The organism is Amycolatopsis sp. NPDC005961, from assembly GCF_040629235.1.
GTDB classification, from domain to species: domain Bacteria; phylum Actinomycetota; class Actinomycetes; order Mycobacteriales; family Pseudonocardiaceae; genus Amycolatopsis; species Amycolatopsis camponoti.
The window spans coordinates 107,225-127,143 of sequence record NZ_JBEXVF010000011.1 but is presented as its reverse complement, the minus strand read 5'-3'; the positions used below and the strand labels follow the sequence as shown (position 1 = coordinate 127,143).

15 protein-coding genes are annotated in these 19,919 nt (G+C 70.9%); 11 read left to right on the top strand and 4 right to left on the bottom strand.

Translation table 11 applies throughout. From position 1 onward, the window contains the following. Positions 1–52 precede the first annotated feature (52 nt). From ABZ342_RS12950 to ABZ342_RS12940, 3 genes are all read right to left on the bottom strand, one after another. Positions 53–1,117, bottom strand: a complete 1,065-nt coding sequence (locus ABZ342_RS12950) for a 2-oxoacid:ferredoxin oxidoreductase subunit beta (RefSeq protein ID WP_155548788.1) — start codon at positions 1,115–1,117, stop codon at positions 53–55. Continuing rightward, positions 1,114–3,039 (bottom strand): 2-oxoacid:acceptor oxidoreductase subunit alpha, encoded by a 1,926-nt coding sequence (locus ABZ342_RS12945; RefSeq protein ID WP_360472118.1) that lies wholly within the window; start codon positions 3,037–3,039, stop codon positions 1,114–1,116. The genes ABZ342_RS12950 and ABZ342_RS12945 overlap by 4 nt, the downstream gene beginning before the upstream one ends. Before the next feature lie 262 nt (positions 3,040–3,301). Next, positions 3,302–4,057, bottom strand: coding sequence for an enoyl-CoA hydratase (locus tag ABZ342_RS12940; RefSeq protein WP_360472116.1), 756 nt, complete (start codon positions 4,055–4,057; stop codon positions 3,302–3,304). 22 nt (positions 4,058–4,079) lie between these two features. Here ABZ342_RS12940 and ABZ342_RS12935 point away from each other — a divergent pair, with 22 nt between their 5' ends. Beyond that, positions 4,080–4,448 carry a hypothetical protein gene (locus ABZ342_RS12935; protein WP_360472113.1) on the top strand — a complete coding sequence of 123 codons (369 nt, stop codon included), beginning with the start codon at positions 4,080–4,082 and terminating at the stop codon, positions 4,446–4,448. 272 nt (positions 4,449–4,720) lie between these two features. Here the strand turns inward: ABZ342_RS12935 and ABZ342_RS12930 are convergent, their stop codons facing one another. Further along, positions 4,721–5,167, bottom strand: coding sequence for an Lrp/AsnC family transcriptional regulator (locus ABZ342_RS12930; protein ID WP_155548792.1), 447 nt, complete (start codon positions 5,165–5,167; stop codon positions 4,721–4,723). Positions 5,168–5,241: 74 nt separating this feature from the next. Here ABZ342_RS12930 and ddaH point away from each other — a divergent pair, with 74 nt between their 5' ends. The 10 genes from ddaH (at position 5,242) to ABZ342_RS12880 (ending at position 19,917) form a co-directional block, all read left to right on the top strand. Continuing rightward, positions 5,242–6,078, top strand: a complete 837-nt coding sequence (gene ddaH, locus ABZ342_RS12925) for a dimethylargininase (RefSeq protein ID WP_360472111.1) — start codon at positions 5,242–5,244, stop codon at positions 6,076–6,078. A gap of 80 nt (positions 6,079–6,158) precedes the next feature. Further along, the gene (locus ABZ342_RS12920; RefSeq protein ID WP_155548794.1) at positions 6,159–6,818 is read left to right on the top strand and encodes a polysaccharide deacetylase family protein; all 660 of its coding nucleotides are present in this window, start codon (positions 6,159–6,161) and stop codon (positions 6,816–6,818) included. A 213-nt stretch (positions 6,819–7,031) separates the two neighbouring features. After that, on the top strand, positions 7,032–7,733 hold the full coding sequence (locus ABZ342_RS12915) for a glycoside hydrolase family 75 protein (protein WP_360472107.1): 702 nt from the start codon (positions 7,032–7,034) through the stop codon (positions 7,731–7,733). Positions 7,734–7,980: 247 nt separating this feature from the next. Beyond that, positions 7,981–9,297: a nucleotide sugar dehydrogenase gene (locus ABZ342_RS12910; RefSeq protein WP_155548796.1), complete on the top strand. Its 1,317-nt coding sequence runs from the start codon at positions 7,981–7,983 to the stop codon at positions 9,295–9,297. Further along, on the top strand, positions 9,278–10,468 hold the full coding sequence (locus ABZ342_RS12905) for a glycosyltransferase family 4 protein (protein ID WP_360472102.1): 1,191 nt from the start codon (positions 9,278–9,280) through the stop codon (positions 10,466–10,468). Before ABZ342_RS12910 ends, ABZ342_RS12905 begins: the two co-directional genes overlap by 20 nt. Before the next feature lie 109 nt (positions 10,469–10,577). Continuing rightward, positions 10,578–11,936 carry an exopolysaccharide biosynthesis protein gene (locus tag ABZ342_RS12900; protein ID WP_196425866.1) on the top strand — a complete coding sequence of 453 codons (1,359 nt, stop codon included), beginning with the start codon at positions 10,578–10,580 and terminating at the stop codon, positions 11,934–11,936. Next, positions 11,933–13,705 carry a Wzz/FepE/Etk N-terminal domain-containing protein gene (locus tag ABZ342_RS12895; protein WP_360472099.1) on the top strand — a complete coding sequence of 591 codons (1,773 nt, stop codon included), beginning with the start codon at positions 11,933–11,935 and terminating at the stop codon, positions 13,703–13,705. The genes ABZ342_RS12900 and ABZ342_RS12895 overlap by 4 nt, the downstream gene beginning before the upstream one ends. A gap of 33 nt (positions 13,706–13,738) precedes the next feature. Next, positions 13,739–15,649 carry an asparagine synthase (glutamine-hydrolyzing) gene (gene asnB, locus ABZ342_RS12890; protein ID WP_360472097.1) on the top strand — a complete coding sequence of 637 codons (1,911 nt, stop codon included), beginning with the start codon at positions 13,739–13,741 and terminating at the stop codon, positions 15,647–15,649. Next, positions 15,646–17,823 carry a bi-domain-containing oxidoreductase gene (locus tag ABZ342_RS12885; protein WP_360472094.1) on the top strand — a complete coding sequence of 726 codons (2,178 nt, stop codon included), beginning with the start codon at positions 15,646–15,648 and terminating at the stop codon, positions 17,821–17,823. Before asnB ends, ABZ342_RS12885 begins: the two co-directional genes overlap by 4 nt. A 147-nt stretch (positions 17,824–17,970) precedes the next feature. Beyond that, positions 17,971–19,917: an alginate lyase family protein gene (locus ABZ342_RS12880; RefSeq protein ID WP_360472091.1), complete on the top strand. Its 1,947-nt coding sequence runs from the start codon at positions 17,971–17,973 to the stop codon at positions 19,915–19,917. The last annotated feature ends 2 nt before the right edge of the window (positions 19,918–19,919 follow it).

Below are 19,919 nucleotides of genomic sequence, written 5' to 3'. Positions count from 1 at the left end.
ACGGCGAAGGCCGCCACGCGCGAGGCGTGGCGGCCTTCGGAGAAGCGAAAAGCTACGCGACCGTCCAGGTGTCCTTGCCGCGCAGAAGGCCCTGCAGGTCGGGCTTGCGGGCCGCGCGGGCCTGCTCGACCTGGGCGCGGGCGCCGTCGTCGTACGTCGGGCGCTCGACCTGGCGGAGGATGCCCGTCGGGACGTGGTTGAGGCTCTGGTCGCCGAGGCGCGACAACGCGAACGCGTACGACGTGTCCTGGATCGACGGGTCGTGCACCACGACGTTGTCTTCGCCGATGTCGGCGACCTTCGCGACGTCCAGGCCGCCCCACTCGCCGCGCTTGACGCCGAACTCCTGGTTGGGGCCGAAGCGGATCGGCTCGCCCGCGCGCAGCGGGATCAGCCGGGTGGCGGCCTCGTCGGCGTCCTTGAGGACGTCGAACGCGCCGTCGTTGAAGATCGGGCAGTTCTGGTAGATCTCCACCAGCGCCGACCCGCGGTGCTCGGCCGCCGCCTGCAGAACCTCGGTCAGGCCCTTGCGGTCGGAGTCCATCGCCCGCCCCACGAACGACGCCTCCGCGCCGATCGCCAGCGAGAGCGGGTTGAACGGCGTGTCCACCGACCCCATCGGCGTCGACTTGGTGACCATGCCCTGGCCCGAAGTCGGGGAGTACTGACCCTTGGTCAGGCCGTAGATCCGGTTGTTGAACAGCAGGATCTTGATGTTCACGTTGCGGCGCAGCGCGTGGATCAGGTGGTTGCCGCCGATGGACAACGCATCGCCGTCACCGGTGACGACCCACACCGACAGGTCCGGGCGCGTGGTCGCGAGCCCGGTCGCGATCGACGGCGCGCGGCCGTGGATCGAGTGCATGCCGTAGGTGTTGAGGTAGTACGGGAAGCGCGACGAGCAGCCGATGCCCGAGATGAACACGATGTTCTCGCGCTTGAGGCCCAGCGTGGGCAAGAAGGACTGCACCGCGTTGAGCACGACGTAGTCGCCGCAGCCCGGGCACCAGCGGACTTCCTGGTCGGACTTGTAGTCCTTGGCCTTCTGGGGCTCTTCGGTGGTGGGCACGAGGTCGAGGCCACCGATGGCCGGAAGCCCGATGTCGATCGCGGTCACTTCGCCGCCTCCGTAGTGATGCTCGTGATGATCTCCGAGAACAGGTTCTGCAGCTCTTCGGCCTTGAACGCCATCCCGGCGACCTTGGTGTGCGAGTGGACGTCCACCAGGTACTTCGCGCGCAGCAGCAGGGACAGCTGGCCGAGGTTCATCTCCGGCACCACGACCTTGTCGTAGCTGCGCAGGACGTCGCCGAGGTTGGCGGGCAGCGGGTTGAGGTGGCGCAGGTGGGCCTGCGCGATCGGCATCCCGAGCTTGCGCACCCGCCGGCACGCCGCGCCGATCGGGCCGAACGAGCTGCCCCAGCCCAGCGCGAGCACGCGGGCCTTGCCGCCGCTCGGGTCGTCGACGACCAGGTCGGGGACGTCGATGCCGTCGATCTTCGCCTGCCGCAGCCGGACCATCTTGTCGTGGTTGTCCGGGTCGTAGGAGATGTGGCCGGTCTTGTCGGCCTTCTCCAGCCCGCCGATGCGGTGCTGCAGCCCGGGGGTGCCCGGGATGGCCCAGGCGCGGGCGAGCGTCTCGGGGTCGCGCACGTACGGCCAGAACTCGCCGGAGTCGTTGTCGGCGTTCGGCTCGGACGCGAACTCGACGCGCAGGTCGGGCAGCGTCTCGACGTCCGGGATCAGCCACGGCTCGGAGCCGTTGGCGATCGCGCCGTCCGAGAGCAGCAGCACCGGCGTGCGGTACTTGAGCGCGATCCGGGTGGCCTCGACGGCCGCGTCGAAGCAGTCCGCGGGGGACAGCGGCGCGACGATCGGGACCGGCGACTCGCCGTTGCGGCCGAACATCGCCTGCAGCAGGTCGGCCTGCTCGGTCTTGGTCGGCAGGCCGGTCGACGGGCCACCGCGCTGGACGTCGATGACGACCAGGGGCAGCTCCACCATCACGCCGAGGCCGACGGCTTCGGACTTCAGCGCGACACCCGGGCCGGACGTCGAGGTGACGCCGAGCGCGCCGCCGTACGACGCGCCGAGGGCGGCGCCGATGCCGGCGATCTCGTCCTCGGCCTGGAAGGTGATGATGCCGAAGTTCTTGTGCTTGGACAGCTCGTGGAGGATGTCCGACGCCGGCGTGATCGGGTAGGTCCCGAGCAGGATCTGCAGGCCGGAGCGCTGCCCGGCGGCCACGATCCCGTAGGCGAGCGCGGTGTTGCCGGTGATTTGCCGGTAGGTGCCCTGGGCCAGCTTCGCCGGCGCGACCTGGAACGTCGTCGCGAACGACTCGGTGGTCTCGCCGTAGTTCCAGCCGGCCCGGAAGGCCAGGATGTTGGCCTCGGCGATCTCCGGCTTCTTGGCGAACTTCTCGCGCAGGAACCGCTCGGTGCCCTCGGTGGGCCGGTGGTACATCCACGACAGCAGGCCGAGGGCGAACATGTTCTTGCAGCGCTCGGCGTCCTTCTTGCCGAGGCCGGTGTCGGCGAGCGCGCCCTGGGTCAGCGTCGACATGGCGACCCGGTGCACCTGGTAGGGCGCGAGCGTGTCGTCGTCGAGCGGGTCGGTGGCGTAGCCGACCTTGGTCAGGTTGCGCTTGATGAAGTCGTCGGTGTTGAGGATGATCGTCCCACCGCGCGGGACATCGCCGAGGTTCGCCTTGAGCGCGGCCGGGTTCATCGCCACCAGCACGTCCGGGCGGTCGCCGGGCGTGAGGATGTCGTAGTCGGCGAAGTGCACCTGGAAGCTCGAGACGCCGGGGATCGTGCCCTGCGGCGCGCGGATCTCGGCGGGGAAGTTCGGCATCGTCGACAGGTCGTTGCCGAACGCGGCGGCCTCGGACGTGAAGCGGTCGCCGGTCAGCTGCATGCCGTCACCCGAGTCGCCGGCGAACCGGATGACAACCCGGTCCAGCTTGCTGATCTCGGTCGGCCTGGTCGCGGCGAGCGAGCCGTGACCAGCGCCGTTGCCGTTCGCACTCGTGCTCATGGGTCAGGGATTCCCTCTCTCCCGACGTTGCGGCCATCGGTCGCCTGCCCGGTGCAGTGACACGCGGATCACCAGGCCCTACCACGAGGTTAGCTCGCGCCCGACCACGATGTTCCTAGACTCCCGGCGTCCGGAGCGACCTCATTGCTGCGCTACCGGTTCTCCTGCGCTGGTCCGACAAATACGTGTAACCGATGGTAACGGGTAAACCCCTGTCCTCGCTGTGACTCGTGTCTCGCGTAGGGGTGTCCACCTGCTGGGATCAGGAGTGGGAACGGATCCGCGCCCGCATGGCCTCGAGCCGTTCGGCGAACTCCGGCGAAGCCAGCGACGCGAGCTGCGGCTCGATCTCGACGTCGACGGCGTCGGCGTGCGCGGCCAGCGAGGCGGTCGTCCGGAGGCTGCGCTTGGTGGCCAACAGCGCCTCCCGCGGCGCGGCGACCGCCGGGGCGGCGAGCTCCATCGCGGCGGCGATGAGGTCGCCTTCGACGACCTCGAGGGCCAGCCCGGCCCGCACGGCGGCCTCGGCGTCGAGCGGCTGCCCGAACAACGTCATCGCCGCGGCCTGCTGGGGGCCGGCCAGGCGTTGCGTCATCCACGTCATCCCGCCGCCGGGGTGCAGCCCGAGCTCGAGGAACCGGGCGACGAACTTGGCGCGCGGCCCGGCGAGCCGGACGTCCGCGGCGAGCGCCAGGTTCAGCCCGGCCCCGACGGCGGCGCCCCCGACCGCGGCGATGGTCGGCAGCGTGCACCGCGCGACGGCGAGGAAGCCCTCGTAGATGGCGCGCAGGCCGGCTTCGTCGGCGCGGCCGAGCGCGGAGAGGTCGGCGCCGGCGCAGAAGGCGGGCGGCGTGCCGGTGACGACGACGGCGTGGATCGACTCGTCCTGTTCCGCGGCTTCGACGGCGGCCGCGAGCTGGGCGGAGAGGTCGAGGGTGAGCGCGTTGCGGCTGCCGGGCGCGTCGACGGTCAGCAGCGCGACGCCTCCGGTGTGCTCGCTGACGATGCTGTCGGTCATCGCGTCAGGGTATTAGTGGTGCATGGGGGAATTGCTGGTGGTGCTGGTGGGCAACCTGCTGACGATGATCGACATGACGGAGCTGTTCGGCGGCCGCCGTCGCCGTTCCCGGGCCGCGGCCTTCGCGCGCGGCGCGCGAGTCGAGATCCCGTGCGTACTGCGCTCCGAGGAGCTGACGGCCGGTCGCGAACGCCGAGGCAGGCTGGCGGTGGGCGACGGCCCGGTGCGGTGGCTCCCGGTGGGGGGAGAAGCGGCGGAGTTCGACCCGGGCGAGCTGACGATGCAGGCGGTAGACCGGCAGGCGGTGACGTTCCACGCGGCGGGCGGCCGCACCGAGCTGCGCCTGCACCCGGACGAGGCACCCCTGGTCCTGCGGGCCCTCGCGAGCTGAGCAGGCCTCCGGCCCCCGGTGTCCAGCGTATCGGCGACGGCCGACAGTTCGGCGGCCCCGATGACCCGGGGCGCGGACCTGTCCACAAGTGCCGCGACCTGTGGAAGAAGCGGCGGCTGTCCTCAGGTGCCGCGGGGCGGTGTGAAAGCGCGCGGACCTATCCACAAGTGCCGCGACCTGGGGACCGACCCCGCGCACCCCGCGCGCATCCGCCCGGAACTGTCGGTCCCCGCCGCTAGGCTGGAAGACGGGGGCCGGAGGCGCGCGCCCGCTCAGCTCTCCGGGGTCGGGGGCCGCTCCAGTAGCCGGGAAAGCACCACCGTCGATACCGTCCGGTCCACGATCTCGAGCCCGCGCAGCCGCTCCAGCGCCGTCTCCAGGTGGTGGATGTCCGCCGCTCGCAGGTGGACGATCGCGTCCGCCGCTCCCGATACCGTGTACGCCGCCACCACCTCCGGCAGCGGCTCCAGCCGGGCGCGGATGCGGGCCGGCGTGATGTTGCCCTGGCACGTGACCTCGACGAACGCCTCCGTTCCCCACCCCAGCGCCTCCGGGTCGACCACCGCCGTGAAGCCCCGCAGGATGCCCGTTTCGAGGAGCCGGTCGACCCGCCGCTTCACCGCCGGGGCGGACAGGCCGACCACTTTGCCGATCTCCGCGTAGCTGGAGCGCGCGTTCGCCACGAGGCACGAAACGATTCGCTGGTCGATGGTGTTCACACGCAACACTTAGCACAGATACACGCAGCGAACAGCGATTGATTGCGATATTAGGTGCCCCTTACCCTGCAATCATGCAGGCGATGCGCGTACCGACCACCCGTCGATACCTGATGTGCCCCCCGCGCCACTTCGCGGTGGACTACGTGATCAACCCCTGGATGGACCCGACCCAGCCGGTCAGCGCCGACGTCGCGATGGCGCAGTGGACCGAGCTGCGCGACACCTACCGCCGCCTCGGCCACACCGTCGAGGAGATCGACGCCCAGCCCGGCCTGCCCGACATGGTCTTCGCCGCGAACTCCGGCACGGTCGTCGACGGCCGCGTGCTCGGCTCGCGGTTCCGCGCGCCGCAGCGCGCCGCCGAGGCCGAGCACTTCCGCCGCTGGTTCGTCGAGCACGGCTACCGCGACATCACCATGCCGGAGAAGATCAACGAGGCCGAGGGCGACTTCGCCTGGACCGGCACCCTGCTGCTGGCCGGCACCGGCTTCCGCACCGACCCGGCCGCGCACGCCGAAGCCCAGGAGGTCCTCGGCGTCCCGGTCGTCTCGCTGCACCTGGTCGACCCGCTGTACTACCACCTCGACACGGCGTTGTTCGTGCTCGCCGAAGCGACGGACACGATGCGCGCGCAGATCGTCTACTACCCGGAGGCGTTCTCGGCCGGCTCGCGCCGCGTGCTGGAGCGGCTGTTCCCCGACGCCGTGCGAGCGACGAAAGAAGACGCGGAGTGTTTCGGCCTCAACGGCGTCTCCGACGGCCGCAATGTCGTCCTGCCTGTCGAGGCCACCCGGTTGGGTGAACTCCTCGCCGATCGGGGGTACGAGCCGGTCTACGTCGACATCTCCGAGCTGCGGAAAGCCGGCGGCGGACCCAAGTGCTGCACCCTGGAAATCCGGAAGGGCTGATTTTCGCCGAATCCTGTAACTCACCCGTTTGCCATGGCGATTAATCGAGGTAACAAATCGACTACTCGCGGTGGCAGGCGGTGGGAGTGGTGACGGTGAACCTCGCCCTGCACGGGATCGGGCGGCCGGCGCGTCAGCTCGACCCGGGCGAGAACGAGCGCTGGGTGACGGTCGAGCAGTTCGAGCAGCTGCTCGAGGCCGTCGCCGAGCGCGAAGACGTCCACCTCACGTTCGACGACGGCAACGAGTCCGACGTCGAGATCGCCCTGCCGAGGCTGGTCGACCGCGGGCTGACGGCGGAGTTCTTCCCGCTCGCCGGCCGCCTCGGCCAGCGCGGCTACCTCGAGCGCGGCGGCCTGCGCGAACTCGTGCGCGCGGGGATGGAGATCGGCTCGCACGGCTGGGAGCCACGCGACTGGCGCCACCTCGACGAGCGTCACGCCCGTCGCGAGCTGACCGACGCGCCGAATCTGCTCGGCGACCTGTGCGGACGTCAGGTGCGCCGGTTCTCGCTGCCGTTCGGTGCGTACGACCGCCGGGTGCTGAGCCGGCTGCGGCAGGCGGGCGCGACACGGGTGTATACGAGCGATGGCGGCGCGGCGAGCCACGACGAGTGGCTGCAGGCGCGGACCGAGCTCCGGCACGACCTCGACGGCGACTGGCTGGACGACGTGCTCGTCGCCGGGCAGCGGCGGGCCGGGAACTGGGTGAGCCGCGTGTTCCGGCGCGGTGTCCGTTAAGCCGGATTCCGCTGAGTCGGCCGGTCCCGGCCATCGGCACACCGCCCGGGCCCCGTCCCGCGCCCCGGACTCCGGTGAGCAGCCTTTTCGTCAACTTCGCTCACCTGATGGGAAATTCCCGCACCGCGGGGTCTTGTACGCGCTCTCGCGCGGGTGCATCCTGGTCGCCTCGCCGCCGTAAGGAAAGTTTCCTAACTAAAGGGAGCACCAGGAATGCGGAAACTGATCCTGCTCGCGACCATGGCGCTCGCCGCGGCCGTGATGCCCTCGGCCCTCGCGTCGGCGGCGCCAGCCCCCGCCCCGGCCGCGGCACCCGCGACCACCGCGGCCGCCCCGACCGCGGCCCAGCTGCTCGCCAAGACGAACAGCTGCAAGCAGATCTCCAACGGCAAGTACAAGACCGACGAAGACGTCTCGGCCAAGACCGTCGCCGTCTGCGACGCCAACGGCGCCGTGTTCTGGAAAGCCGACATGGACATCGACTGCGACGGCCAGCGCTCCTCGCAGTGCAACGAGAACACCGACTGCTGCTACCAGGACGACACGGCGTTCCACCAGTCCGACGGCAAGCCGCTCAACGCCGCGAAGCTGCCCTACATCGTGGTGCCCAGCTCGAGCAGCATCTGGAAGTACTCGTCGTCGCAGCTGAAGGGCGGCGGCTCCTGCGCCGTGATCTACAACGGCAAGGTCGAGTACGCGGTCATCGGCGACACCGGGCCGACGCAGATCATCGGCGAAGCCTCCTACGCGACGGCGAAGGACCTCGGCATCAACCCCGACCCGTCCAACGGCGGCACCGACTCCGGTGTGACGTACATCTGCTTCAAGAACTCGACGGTGTCGCCGATCGAGAACCACTCGGCCGCGACGAGCAAGGGGCAGAGTCTCGCGACCACCTTCGTGAACAACAACTGACGCGAGCTTTCCCGGGGGGCCGATCCGCGTCCGGCGGATCGGCCCCTTCTCGGCACCGCCTGACGACAACCGCGTCGACCGCGTTGCCCACCCACTGCAAGATGCAATTCGACATCCGATTCTTACGGGAAAACCGTTACGCCTAACGGCCTCCTCACGCTTTACCCCGTTCGCCGCCCTCCCGGTAACGATCCAGGGGGCCCGGCCGACCAACTTGAGGGTCGCGCGGAATAGCGGAGGTTTTGGCGTGAGGATCAGTGTCTTCGGGCTCGGTTATGTCGGTTGTGTCTCCGCCGCGTGCCTGGCGGGGCAGGGGCACCGGGTGGTCGGCGTGGACGTCAACCCGGTCAAGATCGACCTCATCACCCAGGGCAAGGCCCCGGTGGTCGAGGAGCGGATCGGCGAGCTGACCGCCGAGGTCGTCGCGAGTGGCGCGCTGAGAGCCACGACCGACGTCGCGGAAGCCGTCGCCGACAGCGAGATCTCGCTGATCTGCGTCGGCACGCCGTCGGCGCCGAACGGCAGCCTCTCGACCGTCTACCTCGAGCGCGTCGCCGAGGAGATCGGCGAGGCGATCGCGAAGAAGAGCGAGCGGCACACCGTCGTCTTCCGCAGCACGATGCTGCCGGGCACCTGCCTGGACCTGCTGATCCCGATCCTGGAGAAGTCCTCGGGCCGCACGGCCGGCGTCGACTTCGGCGTCGCGGTGAACCCCGAGTTCCTGCGCGAGGGCACCAGCGTCCGCGACTTCTTCGACCCGCCGAAGACCGTGATCGGCGAGATCGACGCGGCCAGCGGGGACGCCGTCGCCGGGCTGTACGAGGGGCTGCCCGGCCCGGTCTTCCGCGTGCCGATCCCGGTGGCGGAGATGACGAAGTACGCCGACAACTCCTTCCACGGACTGAAGATCGGGTTCGCGAACGAGCTCGGCGCGGTCTGCCGGGCCCTCGGCCTCGACTCGCACCAGGTGATCGACGTCTTCCTCGCCGACACCAAGCTCAACATCAGCCCGGCCTACCTCAAGCCCGGCTTCGCCTTCGGCGGCTCCTGCCTGCCGAAGGACCTGCGCGGGCTGGTCTACGCCGCGCACCGCGCCGACGTCAGCGTGCCGATCCTGTCGCACGTGCTCGCGTCCAACGCCGACCACCTGCAGCGCGCGTTCGACCTGGTCGCGCGCACCGGCAAGCGCAAGGTCGGGCTGTTCGGGCTCTCGTTCAAGCCGGGCACCGACGACCTGCGCGAGTCGCCGCTGGTCGAGCTGGCCGAGAAGCTGCTCGGCAAGGGCTTCGACCTCAAGATCTACGACGCCAACGTCAGCCTCTCGCGGCTGATGGGCGCCAACCGCGAGTACATCGAGGGGCGCCTGCCGCACCTCGGCCAGCTGCTCGCCGGGTCCGTCGAAGAAGTGATGGACCACGCCGACGTCCTGCTCGTCGGCACCAAGGACCCCGACGTCCTGGCGGCCCTGCCGCACGGCGGCGACCGGGAGATCGTCGACCTCGTCCGCCTGCCCGACGCCGAGACGCGTCGCCTTGAAGAGGGATATGCCGGCCTTGCCTGGTAAAGCGCTCATCCTCGTCGAAAACCTGTCCGTCCCCTTCGACCGGCGGGTCTGGCAGGAGTCCACGACCCTGCGCGACGCCGGGTGGGAAGTCCACGTGATCTGCCCGCAGGGCACCAAGCGCGACACCGAGGCCGAGGCCGTCGTCGACGGCGTCCACATCCACCGGTACCCGCTCAAGGCGGCGACCGGCGGCCCCGCCGGCTACCTGCAGGAGTACGGCAGCGCGCTGTGGCACACGCTGCGGCTGGCGCGGAAGGTCGGGCCGGTCGACGTCGTGCACGCCTGCAACCCGCCGGACCTGCTGTACCTGGTCGCGAAGGGGCTGAAGCGCCAGGGCGCGCGGTTCATCTTCGACCAGCACGACCTCTGCCCGGAGCTGTACCTCTCGCGGTTCGACCGCGGGCAGGACCTGCTCTACCGGGGGGTCTGCGCCCTCGAACGCGCCACCTACCGCGCCGCCGACGTCGTCATCTCGACGAACGAGAGCTACAAGCAGGTCGCCCGGATCCGCGGCGGCAAGAAGCCCGAAGATGTCTTCGTGGTGCGCAGCGCCCCGGTCGTCGAGCGGTTCCACGAGGTCCCCGTCGAGCCCGAGCTGAAGAAGGGCAAGCCCTTCATGCTCGCCTACCTCGGCGTGATGGGCCCCCAGGACGGCGTCGACTACGCCCTGCGCGCGCTCGCGAAGCTGCGGGACGAGATCGGGCGGACCGACTGGCACGCGGTGTTCGTCGGCTCCGGTGACGCCTTCGACGACATGGTCGCGCTCTCGGCCAAGCTCGGGCTGGCCAACCAGGTCGAGTTCACCGGCCGGATCCCCGACGAGGACCTGGTCCGCTACCTGTCCACCGCCGACGTCTGCCTGTCGCCGGACCCGCTCAACCCGCTGAACGACGTCTCCACGATGAACAAGGTCATGGAGTACATGGCGATGAGCAAGCCGATCGTCTCGTTCGAGCTGCGCGAGGCGCGCGTTTCGGCGGGCGACGCGGCGGTCTACGCCCCGGCGAACGACGAGGCGGCGTTCGCGAAGCTCGTCTCGCAGCTGCTCGACGACCCGGAGGAGCGGGTCCGGATGGGCAAGCTCGGGCAGGCCAGGGTCGCCGGCACGCTCTCGTGGGAGAACTCGGCGAAGAACTTGCTCGCCGCGTATGAGCACGCCGTGAAGTCCTGATCGCCGTTAGGTCAAGAAGTCACCGGACGTGTAACCAAAGCACTCGGCTCGACGACGGATCGGGTAACCGGCCGATCATGTGGATCCGTTCGGCGTACCCGTCTCAGGAATGGAGATACCGCCGTTGACTGACGACACGGTGCGCCTGGCCCTGATCGGGCAGGTCCTCCGCAGACGCTGGCGGCTGCTCGTCGCCCTCGCCGTCCTGGGCGCGGCCGTCGGCGCCGGCGCGTCGGTGCTCTTCTCGCCCGGCTACCAGACGTCCTCGAGCGTCCTGCTCCAAGGACCGCGGCAGGCGGACGAGCTGCTCACCCAGGCCGAGGTCGCGACCAGCTCGGTCGTCTTCGACCGCGCCGCGGCCGTGCTGCCGTGGCACCCGAGCGGCGCCGACCTGAAGAAGCAGGTCACCGCGTCGGTCGCGAACGGCAACGTCGTGACGATCACCGTCTCGGCCGACACCGCCGAGCACGCCCAGCAGCTCGCCGACCAGGTCGCGCAGCAGTTCGTGAAGTACTCGGGCCAGCTGGCCAGCAACTCCGCGGACGCGTCGGTGCAGCTGGCCCAGGAACAGCGCGAGTCGCTGCGCCAGCAGGTCCAGCTGACCACGCAGAAGATCAGTGACCTCGCCAAGACCGTCGGCGGCGACCTGACCGTGGAGAGCGTCCAGGTCCGCACGCAGCTCGAAGGCCTGCGGACGTCGCTGGAGCAGGCGATCAACGACCTCAACCAGGCCGACCTCGCGACCGGCGTCGGCAACACCGTGGTGCTCGGTCCGTCCGAGCGCCCGGCCGGGCCGGCCGCGCCGACGCTGGTGCAGCTCGTCGCCGGGGGCGCGGTCCTGTTCTTCCTCGCCGGCGTTTTCGGCCACCTCTTCGCCGCGCGCGCCGACCGGCGGCTGCGGGGCGAACCGGAGATCGCCTCGGCGCTCGGCTCGCCGATCCTGGCCGGCGTCGACGTCACGACGCCGCAGGGCGACCGCCTCCCGGCGACCGGCCTCTACGGCAAGCTGCGGCGGCTGCTCGGCGGCGACCGGCCGTGGGTGCTGCCGCCCATCGCGACGTCGGCCGACGCCGTCAACCGCGACATCCGCTACCGCCGGGTGCTGGCCCGGCTGGCCACCGGCCCCGCCGACGTCCTGGCGCTCGTCGCCGAGGACGACGAAACCGGCAAGCTGGCCGCCGGGCAGCTCGCCGAGCTGGCCGACCGGCTGTCCGTGCCGCTGCGGATCTTCGAGTTCGCGGCCGGCCGGCCGACGGTGCCGGACGCCGGCCCCGACGCCGGTGTCCTGGTCGTGCTCAGCGCCGGCTCCCGCACCGCGTGGGAACTCGTCCGGCTCGCCGAGGCCTGCTCCGACGCGGGCCAGGAGATCGTCGGCGCGGTCCTTTCCCATCCCGTCCGGTCGTCCGGGCCGGAAGCCGAACCCGTGGCGGAAGACGCCCCCGAGAAAGCCCTGGCAGGTTCGGCGTGACGACTACCTCCGAAACTCAGGCCGCACCGCTGGTCGACCTCCAGCGCCTGTTCGTCGCGATCCGCCGTCGCAAGCGGTTGTGGCTGGCCACGGCGCTGCTCGGGTTGATCGCCGGGGCACTGGTGGCGATCCTGCTGCCCGCGCCGCCGACCGCGGTCACCAAGGTGATCGTGGTCCACCAGGACGACTCGCCGACCGACAGCGGCACGCTGATGCGCACCGACGTCGCCGTGCTGTCCACGACGCAGATTGCCGAAGGCGCGCTGAAGAAGCTGGGCAGCACCGAGTCGGCCGAAGAGTTCATGAAGAACTACGCCGGCCTGCCCGTGACGAACAACGTCATGCAGATCACCGTCAAGGCGAAGAGCAACGAAGAGGCCGTGGCGCAGGCACAGGCGCTGGCCGACGCGTTCATCGCCGACCACGTCCAGCGCAGCCAGGCCGCCGCGGCCGCGGAGTCGAAGGCCATCCTCGACCAGCGGAAGAACGCCCAGGACGAGCTGGCGAAGGTCGACTCGCAGATCGCCGACGAGACCGGCAAGGGCCGCAACGCCAACGCCAGCACCCTCGAAGGCATGTACGGCCGCCGCGCCGCCCTCGCGTCGCAGGTGTCGGACTTCGACTCCCGCGCCCAGCAGGCCGGCATCGGCAGCCCGCAGGTCGCCGCGGGCACCCAGATCGTCGACGCGCCGCGGGCGCTGCCCAAGGCGTTCCTCAAGACCACCGCGACGAACTCCGGCATCGGCTTCGCGCTCGGCCTGGTCCTGGGGATCGCGATCGCCGCCATCGGCGCGGTGTCGCGCGACCGGCCGGTGCTGCGCCGCGAGATCTCCACGCACCTCGGCGCGTCCGTGATAGCGCAGCTGCCGTCGAAGCGCCGTGGCCCGGCGCGGCTGTGGCAGCGCTCGCGCGCGGTGTCCGAACGCCAGCGCGTCGCGACCACGCTGGTGCGCGCGATCAAGAAGGACGAGCCCCGGGTGTCGCTGCTGGAGCTCGGCGCACCGAAGGTCGCCGCCGCGCTCGCCCTCGACATCGCCACCGAGCTCGCCGCCGACGGCAAGGCGAGCGTCCTCGACGACCTGCCGGGCGAAGACGTCCGACGGCTCGCCGGTGAGACGTCGAGCGAGATCACCGTCGTCGGCGCCGGTGATCCGGCCGCCGAGCCGGCCGAGCGGCGGATCGGCGTCGGCACGGTCTCGCCGGGCACGGCGTGGACGGACCTGGAGCACCTCGGCCGGGAGACCGTGCTGGTCGTCAAGGCCGGGCACGCGAACACGCTGTGGCTGCACACCGTGGCCCGGCAGCTCGCCGACCAGCAGATCCCGATCGTCGGCGTGGTGCTGGTCGACCCGGACCCGCGCGACAAGTCCGACGGCACGCTGTGGGACGGCCTGCACACAGCGCTGCGCGGCCGCGCGAAGTCGGCGCCGTCCGTCCACCGCGTCTCGGTCGTCGAGCACGAAGACCGCATCGACGAACTGGCCGCCCGCATCGCCGAGCGCGTCGCGGTCGCGGAACCGCCGACGCGGCGGATCGCGCCGGTCCGGCCGGTCGGCCCGCCGCCGTCGCTGGCCAAGCCGCCCGCGGCACCGCTGCCGGAGCCCGGCAAGGTCAGCGTGCCGGACCACCTGGACGCACCGACGAAGAAGTTCGCCCCGGTCAAGCCGCCGAAGCGGCCGACGCCGTTCAAGCGCGACCACGGCGAACCGGCGCACAAAGGCGAACTGAACGCCGAGCTCGAGTCAGAAAAGAGCGCGGAGGTCTCCTGACCACCGCGCCGCGACGAAGGGGACCCACTCGAGATGTGCGGCATCGCAGGCACCTACCTCTGGCCGGACGGCGGGCCGCTCACCGACCGGCTGACCAAGACGCTGGCCCACCGCGGGCCGGACGGCTCCGGCCGCTACGACCACGCCGTCGGCGGCGGCTCCGTCCACTTGGGACACCGGCGGCTCTCGATCATCGACCTGTCCGAGACCGGCGCCCAGCCGATGGTCCTCGACGGGCTCGCGCTGAGCTACAACGGCGAGCTGTACAACGCACCCGAACTGCGGGCCGAGCTTTCCGCGGCCGGCGTCCGGTTCCGGGGGACGTCCGACACCGAGGTGCTGCTGCAGGCGTGGCGGCGCTGGGGCACGGACTGCCTGCCGAAGCTGCGCGGGATGTTCGCCTTCGCGATGTTCGAGGAAGGCACCGGCGAGCTGTTCCTGGTCCGCGACCAGCTGGGCATCAAGCCGTTGTTCTTCGTGCCGCGGGGCGGCGGCGTCGCCTTCGCCTCCGAGCTGAAGGCGCTGGCCGGTGAGCTGGGCGGGTCGCTGCAGGTCGACAACGCCGCGCTGATCGCGTCCCTGCTCTACTACTGGGTGCCGGACAGCCGCTGCGCCTACCAGGGCGCGGAGAAGCTGCAGCCGGGCACGTGGCTGCGCTGCCGCCCGGACGGCCGGATCGACCGCGGCCGGTTCTGGTCACTGCGCGAGGTCGCCGAGGAAGGTGCGGCCTTCGACGGCGAGGTCGACCTGCACGAGGTGATCTCCGAGTCGACCGCCAAGCACCTGCTCTCCGACGTCCCGGTCGCGACGTTCCTTTCGGGCGGCCTGGATTCCAGCTACCTGACGGCGCTGGCCGCGCGGTCGCAGCCGGGGATCTCCGCCTACACCATCGGGTTCCGCGCCGAGGACGCGAAGTTCGAGGCCATGCCGGACGACCTGAAGTACGCCCGGATCGTGGCGCAGCAGTTCGGCGTCGACCTGCACGAGATCGAGATCGCGCCGCAGGTGCTCGACCTGCTGCCGAAGATGACCTACCACCTCGACGAGCCGATCGGCGACCCGGCGGCGATCAACTCGTTCCTCATCTGCTCGGCCGCGCGCGAGGCCGGCGTCAAGGTGATGCTGTCCGGGATGGGCGCCGACGAGCTGTTCGCGGGCTATCGCAAGCACCTCGCGAACCTGATCGCGCTGCGCTACCACAAGGTGCCGGGCGCGGTCCGGCGTCCGGTCGAGTCCATTGTGGACCGGCTGCCGGTGGCCTCGGCCAAGCGCGGGTACCGGTCGGTGCGGTTCGCCAAGCGGTTCCTGTCCTTCGCGGGCCTGCCCGAGGAGACGGCGTTCCGGCGCAGCTACACGATGTACGACCAGGCCGAGCTGCTCTCGCTGGTGAACCCGGACTTCGCGGCCGACGTCGACTCGGTTTTGACCGAGCACGCGGACACCTACAACGACCAGGCGCTCGACGACTTCGTCAACCGCATGTGCCTGGCCGACTCGCGGATGTTCCTGCCCGGGCTGAACCTGACCTACACCGACCGTTCGACGATGGCGGCGTCCACCGAGGTGCGGACCCCGTTCGTCGACGTCGAGGTCGTGCGCGCGGCGTTCAAGATCCCGGGTGACAAGAAGATCGTCGGCCGCGCGGGCAAGGTGGCGCTGAAGAACGCGGCGCTGAACATCCTGCCCAGCGAGATCGTGCACCGGCCGAAGGGCCTGTTCAGCGCGCCGCTGCGGGCGTGGATGAGCCGCGACCTGGCGCCGCTGGTGCGCGAAGTCGTCAACGAAGGCGTGCTCGTTTCCTCGGGATTCCTGCAGCGGGAGGCGCTGCAGCGGATGGTCGCCGAGGACGCCGCCGGCCAGGAGGACCGCGGCAAGCACCTCTGGCACGTCTTGACTCTTGAGTATTGGTACCGGAACGCGATGTCTGGAGCGGGAGCGAAGTGAAGCAGGTAGTCCAGAACTACAAGAGCGGGGAACTGGCGCTCCTCGAGGTCCCCGAACCCGCCTGCAAGCCGGGTGGCGTGCTGGTGCGGACGGTGTACTCGCTGATCTCGACCGGCACCGAGATGATGAAGGTGTCCGAGGCCAGCATGTCCCTGGTGGGCAAGGCGAAGGCCCGCCCGGACCAGGTCGCGAAGGTCATGCAGAGCGTCGCGACCAACGGCCTCTCCGCGACCTACCGCAAGGTGACGTCCAAACTGGACTCCTACACCCCGCTGGGCTACTCGCTGTGCGGCATCGTCGAGCAGGTCGGCGACGGCATCACCGACGTCGCGGTCGGCGACCTCGTGGCCTGCGCGGGCAACGAGCACGCGCTGCACTCCGAGCTCAACTGGGTGCCCAAGAACCTCTACTCGCGCGTCCCGGCCGGCGTCGACCCGCGGCACGCGGCGTTCGGCACCGTCGGGTCGATCGCCATGCAGGGCGTGCGCCGTGGTGAGCCGCAGATCGGCGACGTCGCCCTGGTCATCGGGCTCGGCCTGATCGGCCAGCTCGTGGTGCAGCTGCTGACGTCGTCCGGCGTGCGCGTCGTCGGCGTCGACCCCGACCCCGAGCGCTGCAAACTCGCCGAGAGCCTCGGCGCGCTGACCTGCGCGCACCCGGCGTCCGGCATCGTCGACACCGCCGTGGACGAGCTGACGCACGGCGCGGGCGTCGACCAGACCTACCTCGCCGCCGGCGGCAACACGAACGACCCGGTGGAGCTGGCCGCGAAGCTCTCGCGCGACCGCGGCCGCGTGATCGACATCGGCAAGTGCAAGCTCGACCTGCCGTGGAACGCCTACTACGAGAAGGAACTGGACGTCCGGTTCTCCCGCTCGTACGGCCCGGGCCGCTACGACCCGTCGTACGAGCTCGAAGGCCGCGACTACCCGATCGGCCAGGTCCGCTGGACCGAGCGCCGCAACCTCGAGTGCGTCATCGACCTGATCGCGCGCGACCGCCTCGACGTCGAGCCGCTGATCACGCACGTCGCGGACTTCTCCTCCGCGGTCGAGACGTACAAGTCCTTGAACGAGGGTGAGCTCAAGGCCGTCGCGGTGCTGTTCCGCTACCCGGACGCGGTCGCTCGCACGGAGCCCGTGGTCACGTCCGCCCGCGTCGGCCTGGTCTCGACCCCGGCCACCGGGCTGCCCGCCGGGCAGCCCGTGCGCCTGGGCTTCATCGGCGCCGGCAACTACGCGTCGTCGATGCTGCTGCCGCACCTGGTCGAGCGTTCGGACGTGCAGCTCGAGCACGTCGCGACGACGTCGGCGCTGTCCGGCGCCAACGCGAAACGCAAGTTCGGCTTCGCCGCGGCGTCCACGGACATCGACAACGTCCTCGGCGACTCGTCGATCGACGCGGTGTTCGTCGTGACCCGGCACAGCTCGCACGCCGAGCTGACGCGCCAGGCGCTGCTGGCGGGCAAGTCGGTGTTCGTCGAGAAGCCGCTGGCGCTGTCCCCCGAGGAGCTGCAGAAGGTCCTCGACGCGATCGAGGAGTCCGGCAACGACCGCCTCCAGGTCGGCTTCAACCGCCGGTTCGCGCCACTGCTGCACGAGGCCCGTGGCCAGTTCGGCCCGCGCGTCGGCCCGGCGACGGTCCGGTACCTGGTCAACGCCGGCCGCCTCGACCACGGCAGCTGGTACAACCAGACCGCCACCGAGGGCTCGCGCTTCGCCGGTGAAGGCGGGCACTTCATCGACACCGTGAGCTGGCTGCTCGACGCCGACCCCGTGTCGGTGTACGCGACCGGCGACCTCCAGGTGACGCTCGGGTACGAGGACGGCTCGACCGCGGTCATCACCTACGCCGAGACCGGCTCCTCCGGCTTCCCGAAGGAGACCCTCGACCTCACCGCGGACGGCAAGGTCCTGAAGTTCGACGACTTCGTGCGCGCGTCGGTGTACTCGCGCAAGAAGTGGGCCAGCTCGCGGATCCCGAAGGGCCGCGACAAGGGCCAGGCCGCGGAGGTCGACGCGTTCCTGTCGGCGGTGCGGACAGGCGGCCCGATGCCGATCTCGGTCGCCTCGATGGCCGCGACGACGCTGGCCACGCTCGCCGCACAGGCGAGCGTCTCCAACGCGGCGCCGGTCCGGATCGAGCTGCCGGTCAAGGCGGGTGCGCCGGCATGACGAATGTGGCGCGGGAGCTGCCGCGGAAGGCAGGTGCCCGGACATGACGAGTGGGGCGTGGATCCGGCCGGACCTGCTGCGGAACGCGGGTGCCGGGAGCATGACGAGCGTCGCGCCGGAGCTGCCGCGGAAGGCAGGTGCCCGGACATGATGGGTCCCGGCTGGTACCTGCGCCGGCTGTCCCGGATGGGGCCGGCGGAGGTCGTCGGCCGTGCGCGGCACGCCGTCGTCCAGCGGCAGTGGCGGACCGCCCTGCCGACCCCGCCGGACTGGCCGTCGCACCCGCGGTTCACGGCCGCGCTGCCTTCCGGGGCACTGGACAAGGTGTCCGGCGAGGCCGTCAAGCGGCTGCTGGCCACCGCCGACGAGTTGATGGCCGGCCGCGCCGAGTACTTCGGCGTGGTCCGTTCGGATCTCGAGTCGCCGGACTGGTGCCTCGACCCGAAGACCGGCCGGCGCGCGCCCTCGAACGTGTACGCGTTCGACGTGCCGTACCGCTCGGAAGACACGGTCGGCGACATCAAGCAGATCTGGGAGCCGTCGCGCCACCAGCACCTCACCGTGCTGGCCGCGGCGTACGCCCTGACCGGCAACTCGGACTACGCCTCCCGCGTGGCCGCCCACCTGCGTTCGTGGTGGGCGGAGAACCCGCCGCTGCAGGGGCCGCACTGGGTCAGCGGCATCGAGCTGGGCATCCGGCTGCTGTCGTGGGTCTGGACGCGCCGCCTGCTCGACGGCTGGCCCGGCGCCGGGGAGCTGTTCGAGGACAACCCGGACTTCCAGCTGCAGCTGTGGCACCACCAGAACTGGCTCTCGACGCTGCGCAGCCACGGCTCGTCGGCGAACAACCACGTCATCGCCGAGGACGCCGGCCTGCTGGCCGCCGCGTGCGCGTTCGGCTGGTTCCCGGAGTCGCCGCGCTGGCGGACCGAGGCGATGCGCTCCCTCGACGTCCAGCTGGCCCGCAACACCTTCGCCTCGGGACTGAACGCCGAGCTGGCGTCCGAGTACCACGGCCTGGTGCTGGAGCTGGGGCTGGCGGCGGCGGTCGAGGCCGATGCCGCGGGCACCCCGGTGCCGGACTCGACGTGGGACGTCCTGCTCCGGATGACCGACGCCCTGGTGTCCATTGTGGACAATCGGTTCCGCCCGCCGCGCCAAGGCGACGCCGACGACGGCTTCGGCCTGATCGTCGACGGTCTCGAAACCGACCGCTGGGCGTCGCTGCTGGCGACCGGCGAGGCGCTGTTCGACCGCCTCGGCTGGTGGCCGCCGGTCCCGGCTGAGGACGTCCGCACACCGTTGCTGGCCTCGCTGGTGGCCCGGACTCCGCGCGCCACCGGCGTTCGCGCCGCCCGCCGTCCCGCGCACCTGCGGGACGCGGGCATGACGATCCTGCGCTCGGGCCGGATCTGGGCCCGCTGCGACGGCGGGCCGCACGGCTTCCTCTCCATCGCCGCGCACGCCCACGCCGACGCGCTGTCGGTCGAGGTCCGCCACGACGGCGTCGACATCCTGGCCGACCCCGGAACCTTCTGCTACCACGGCGAGCCGCGGTGGCGGTCGTACTTCCGGTCGACGCTCGGTCACAACACGCTCGAACTGGCGGGGACCGACCAATCGGTGTCCGGCGGGCCCTTCCTGTGGACGCGGCACGCGGTCACGAAGGTGCTCGACGTGCGCACCCCCGACGAGGGCCCGTCCCGCTGGACGGCGGCCCACGACGGCTACGCACCCGCGCTCCACCGCCGCACGGTCGAGCTCGACGGCGACGTGCTGAAGATCGTCGACGAAGTGCTCGGCGACACCCGCCCGGCCGCACGCCTGGCGTTCCACCTGGGGCCGGCGGTCACCGTCCGGCTCGAGGGGAACGTCGCCCACCTGCGCTGGCAGGGCACCGCCACGGGTTCGGTCGCGCCGGTGCACACCGCCGTGCTCGAACTGCCGTCCGAGTTGTCGTGGACGGCCCACCGCGGTCAGATCGACCCACCCCTCGGCTGGTACTCCGCGGGCTTCGGCCGCAAGGAGCCTTCGACCACCCTCGTCGGCTCCGGCACCCCCGGACACCTCGCCACCCTGCTCCGCTTCAGTTAGGA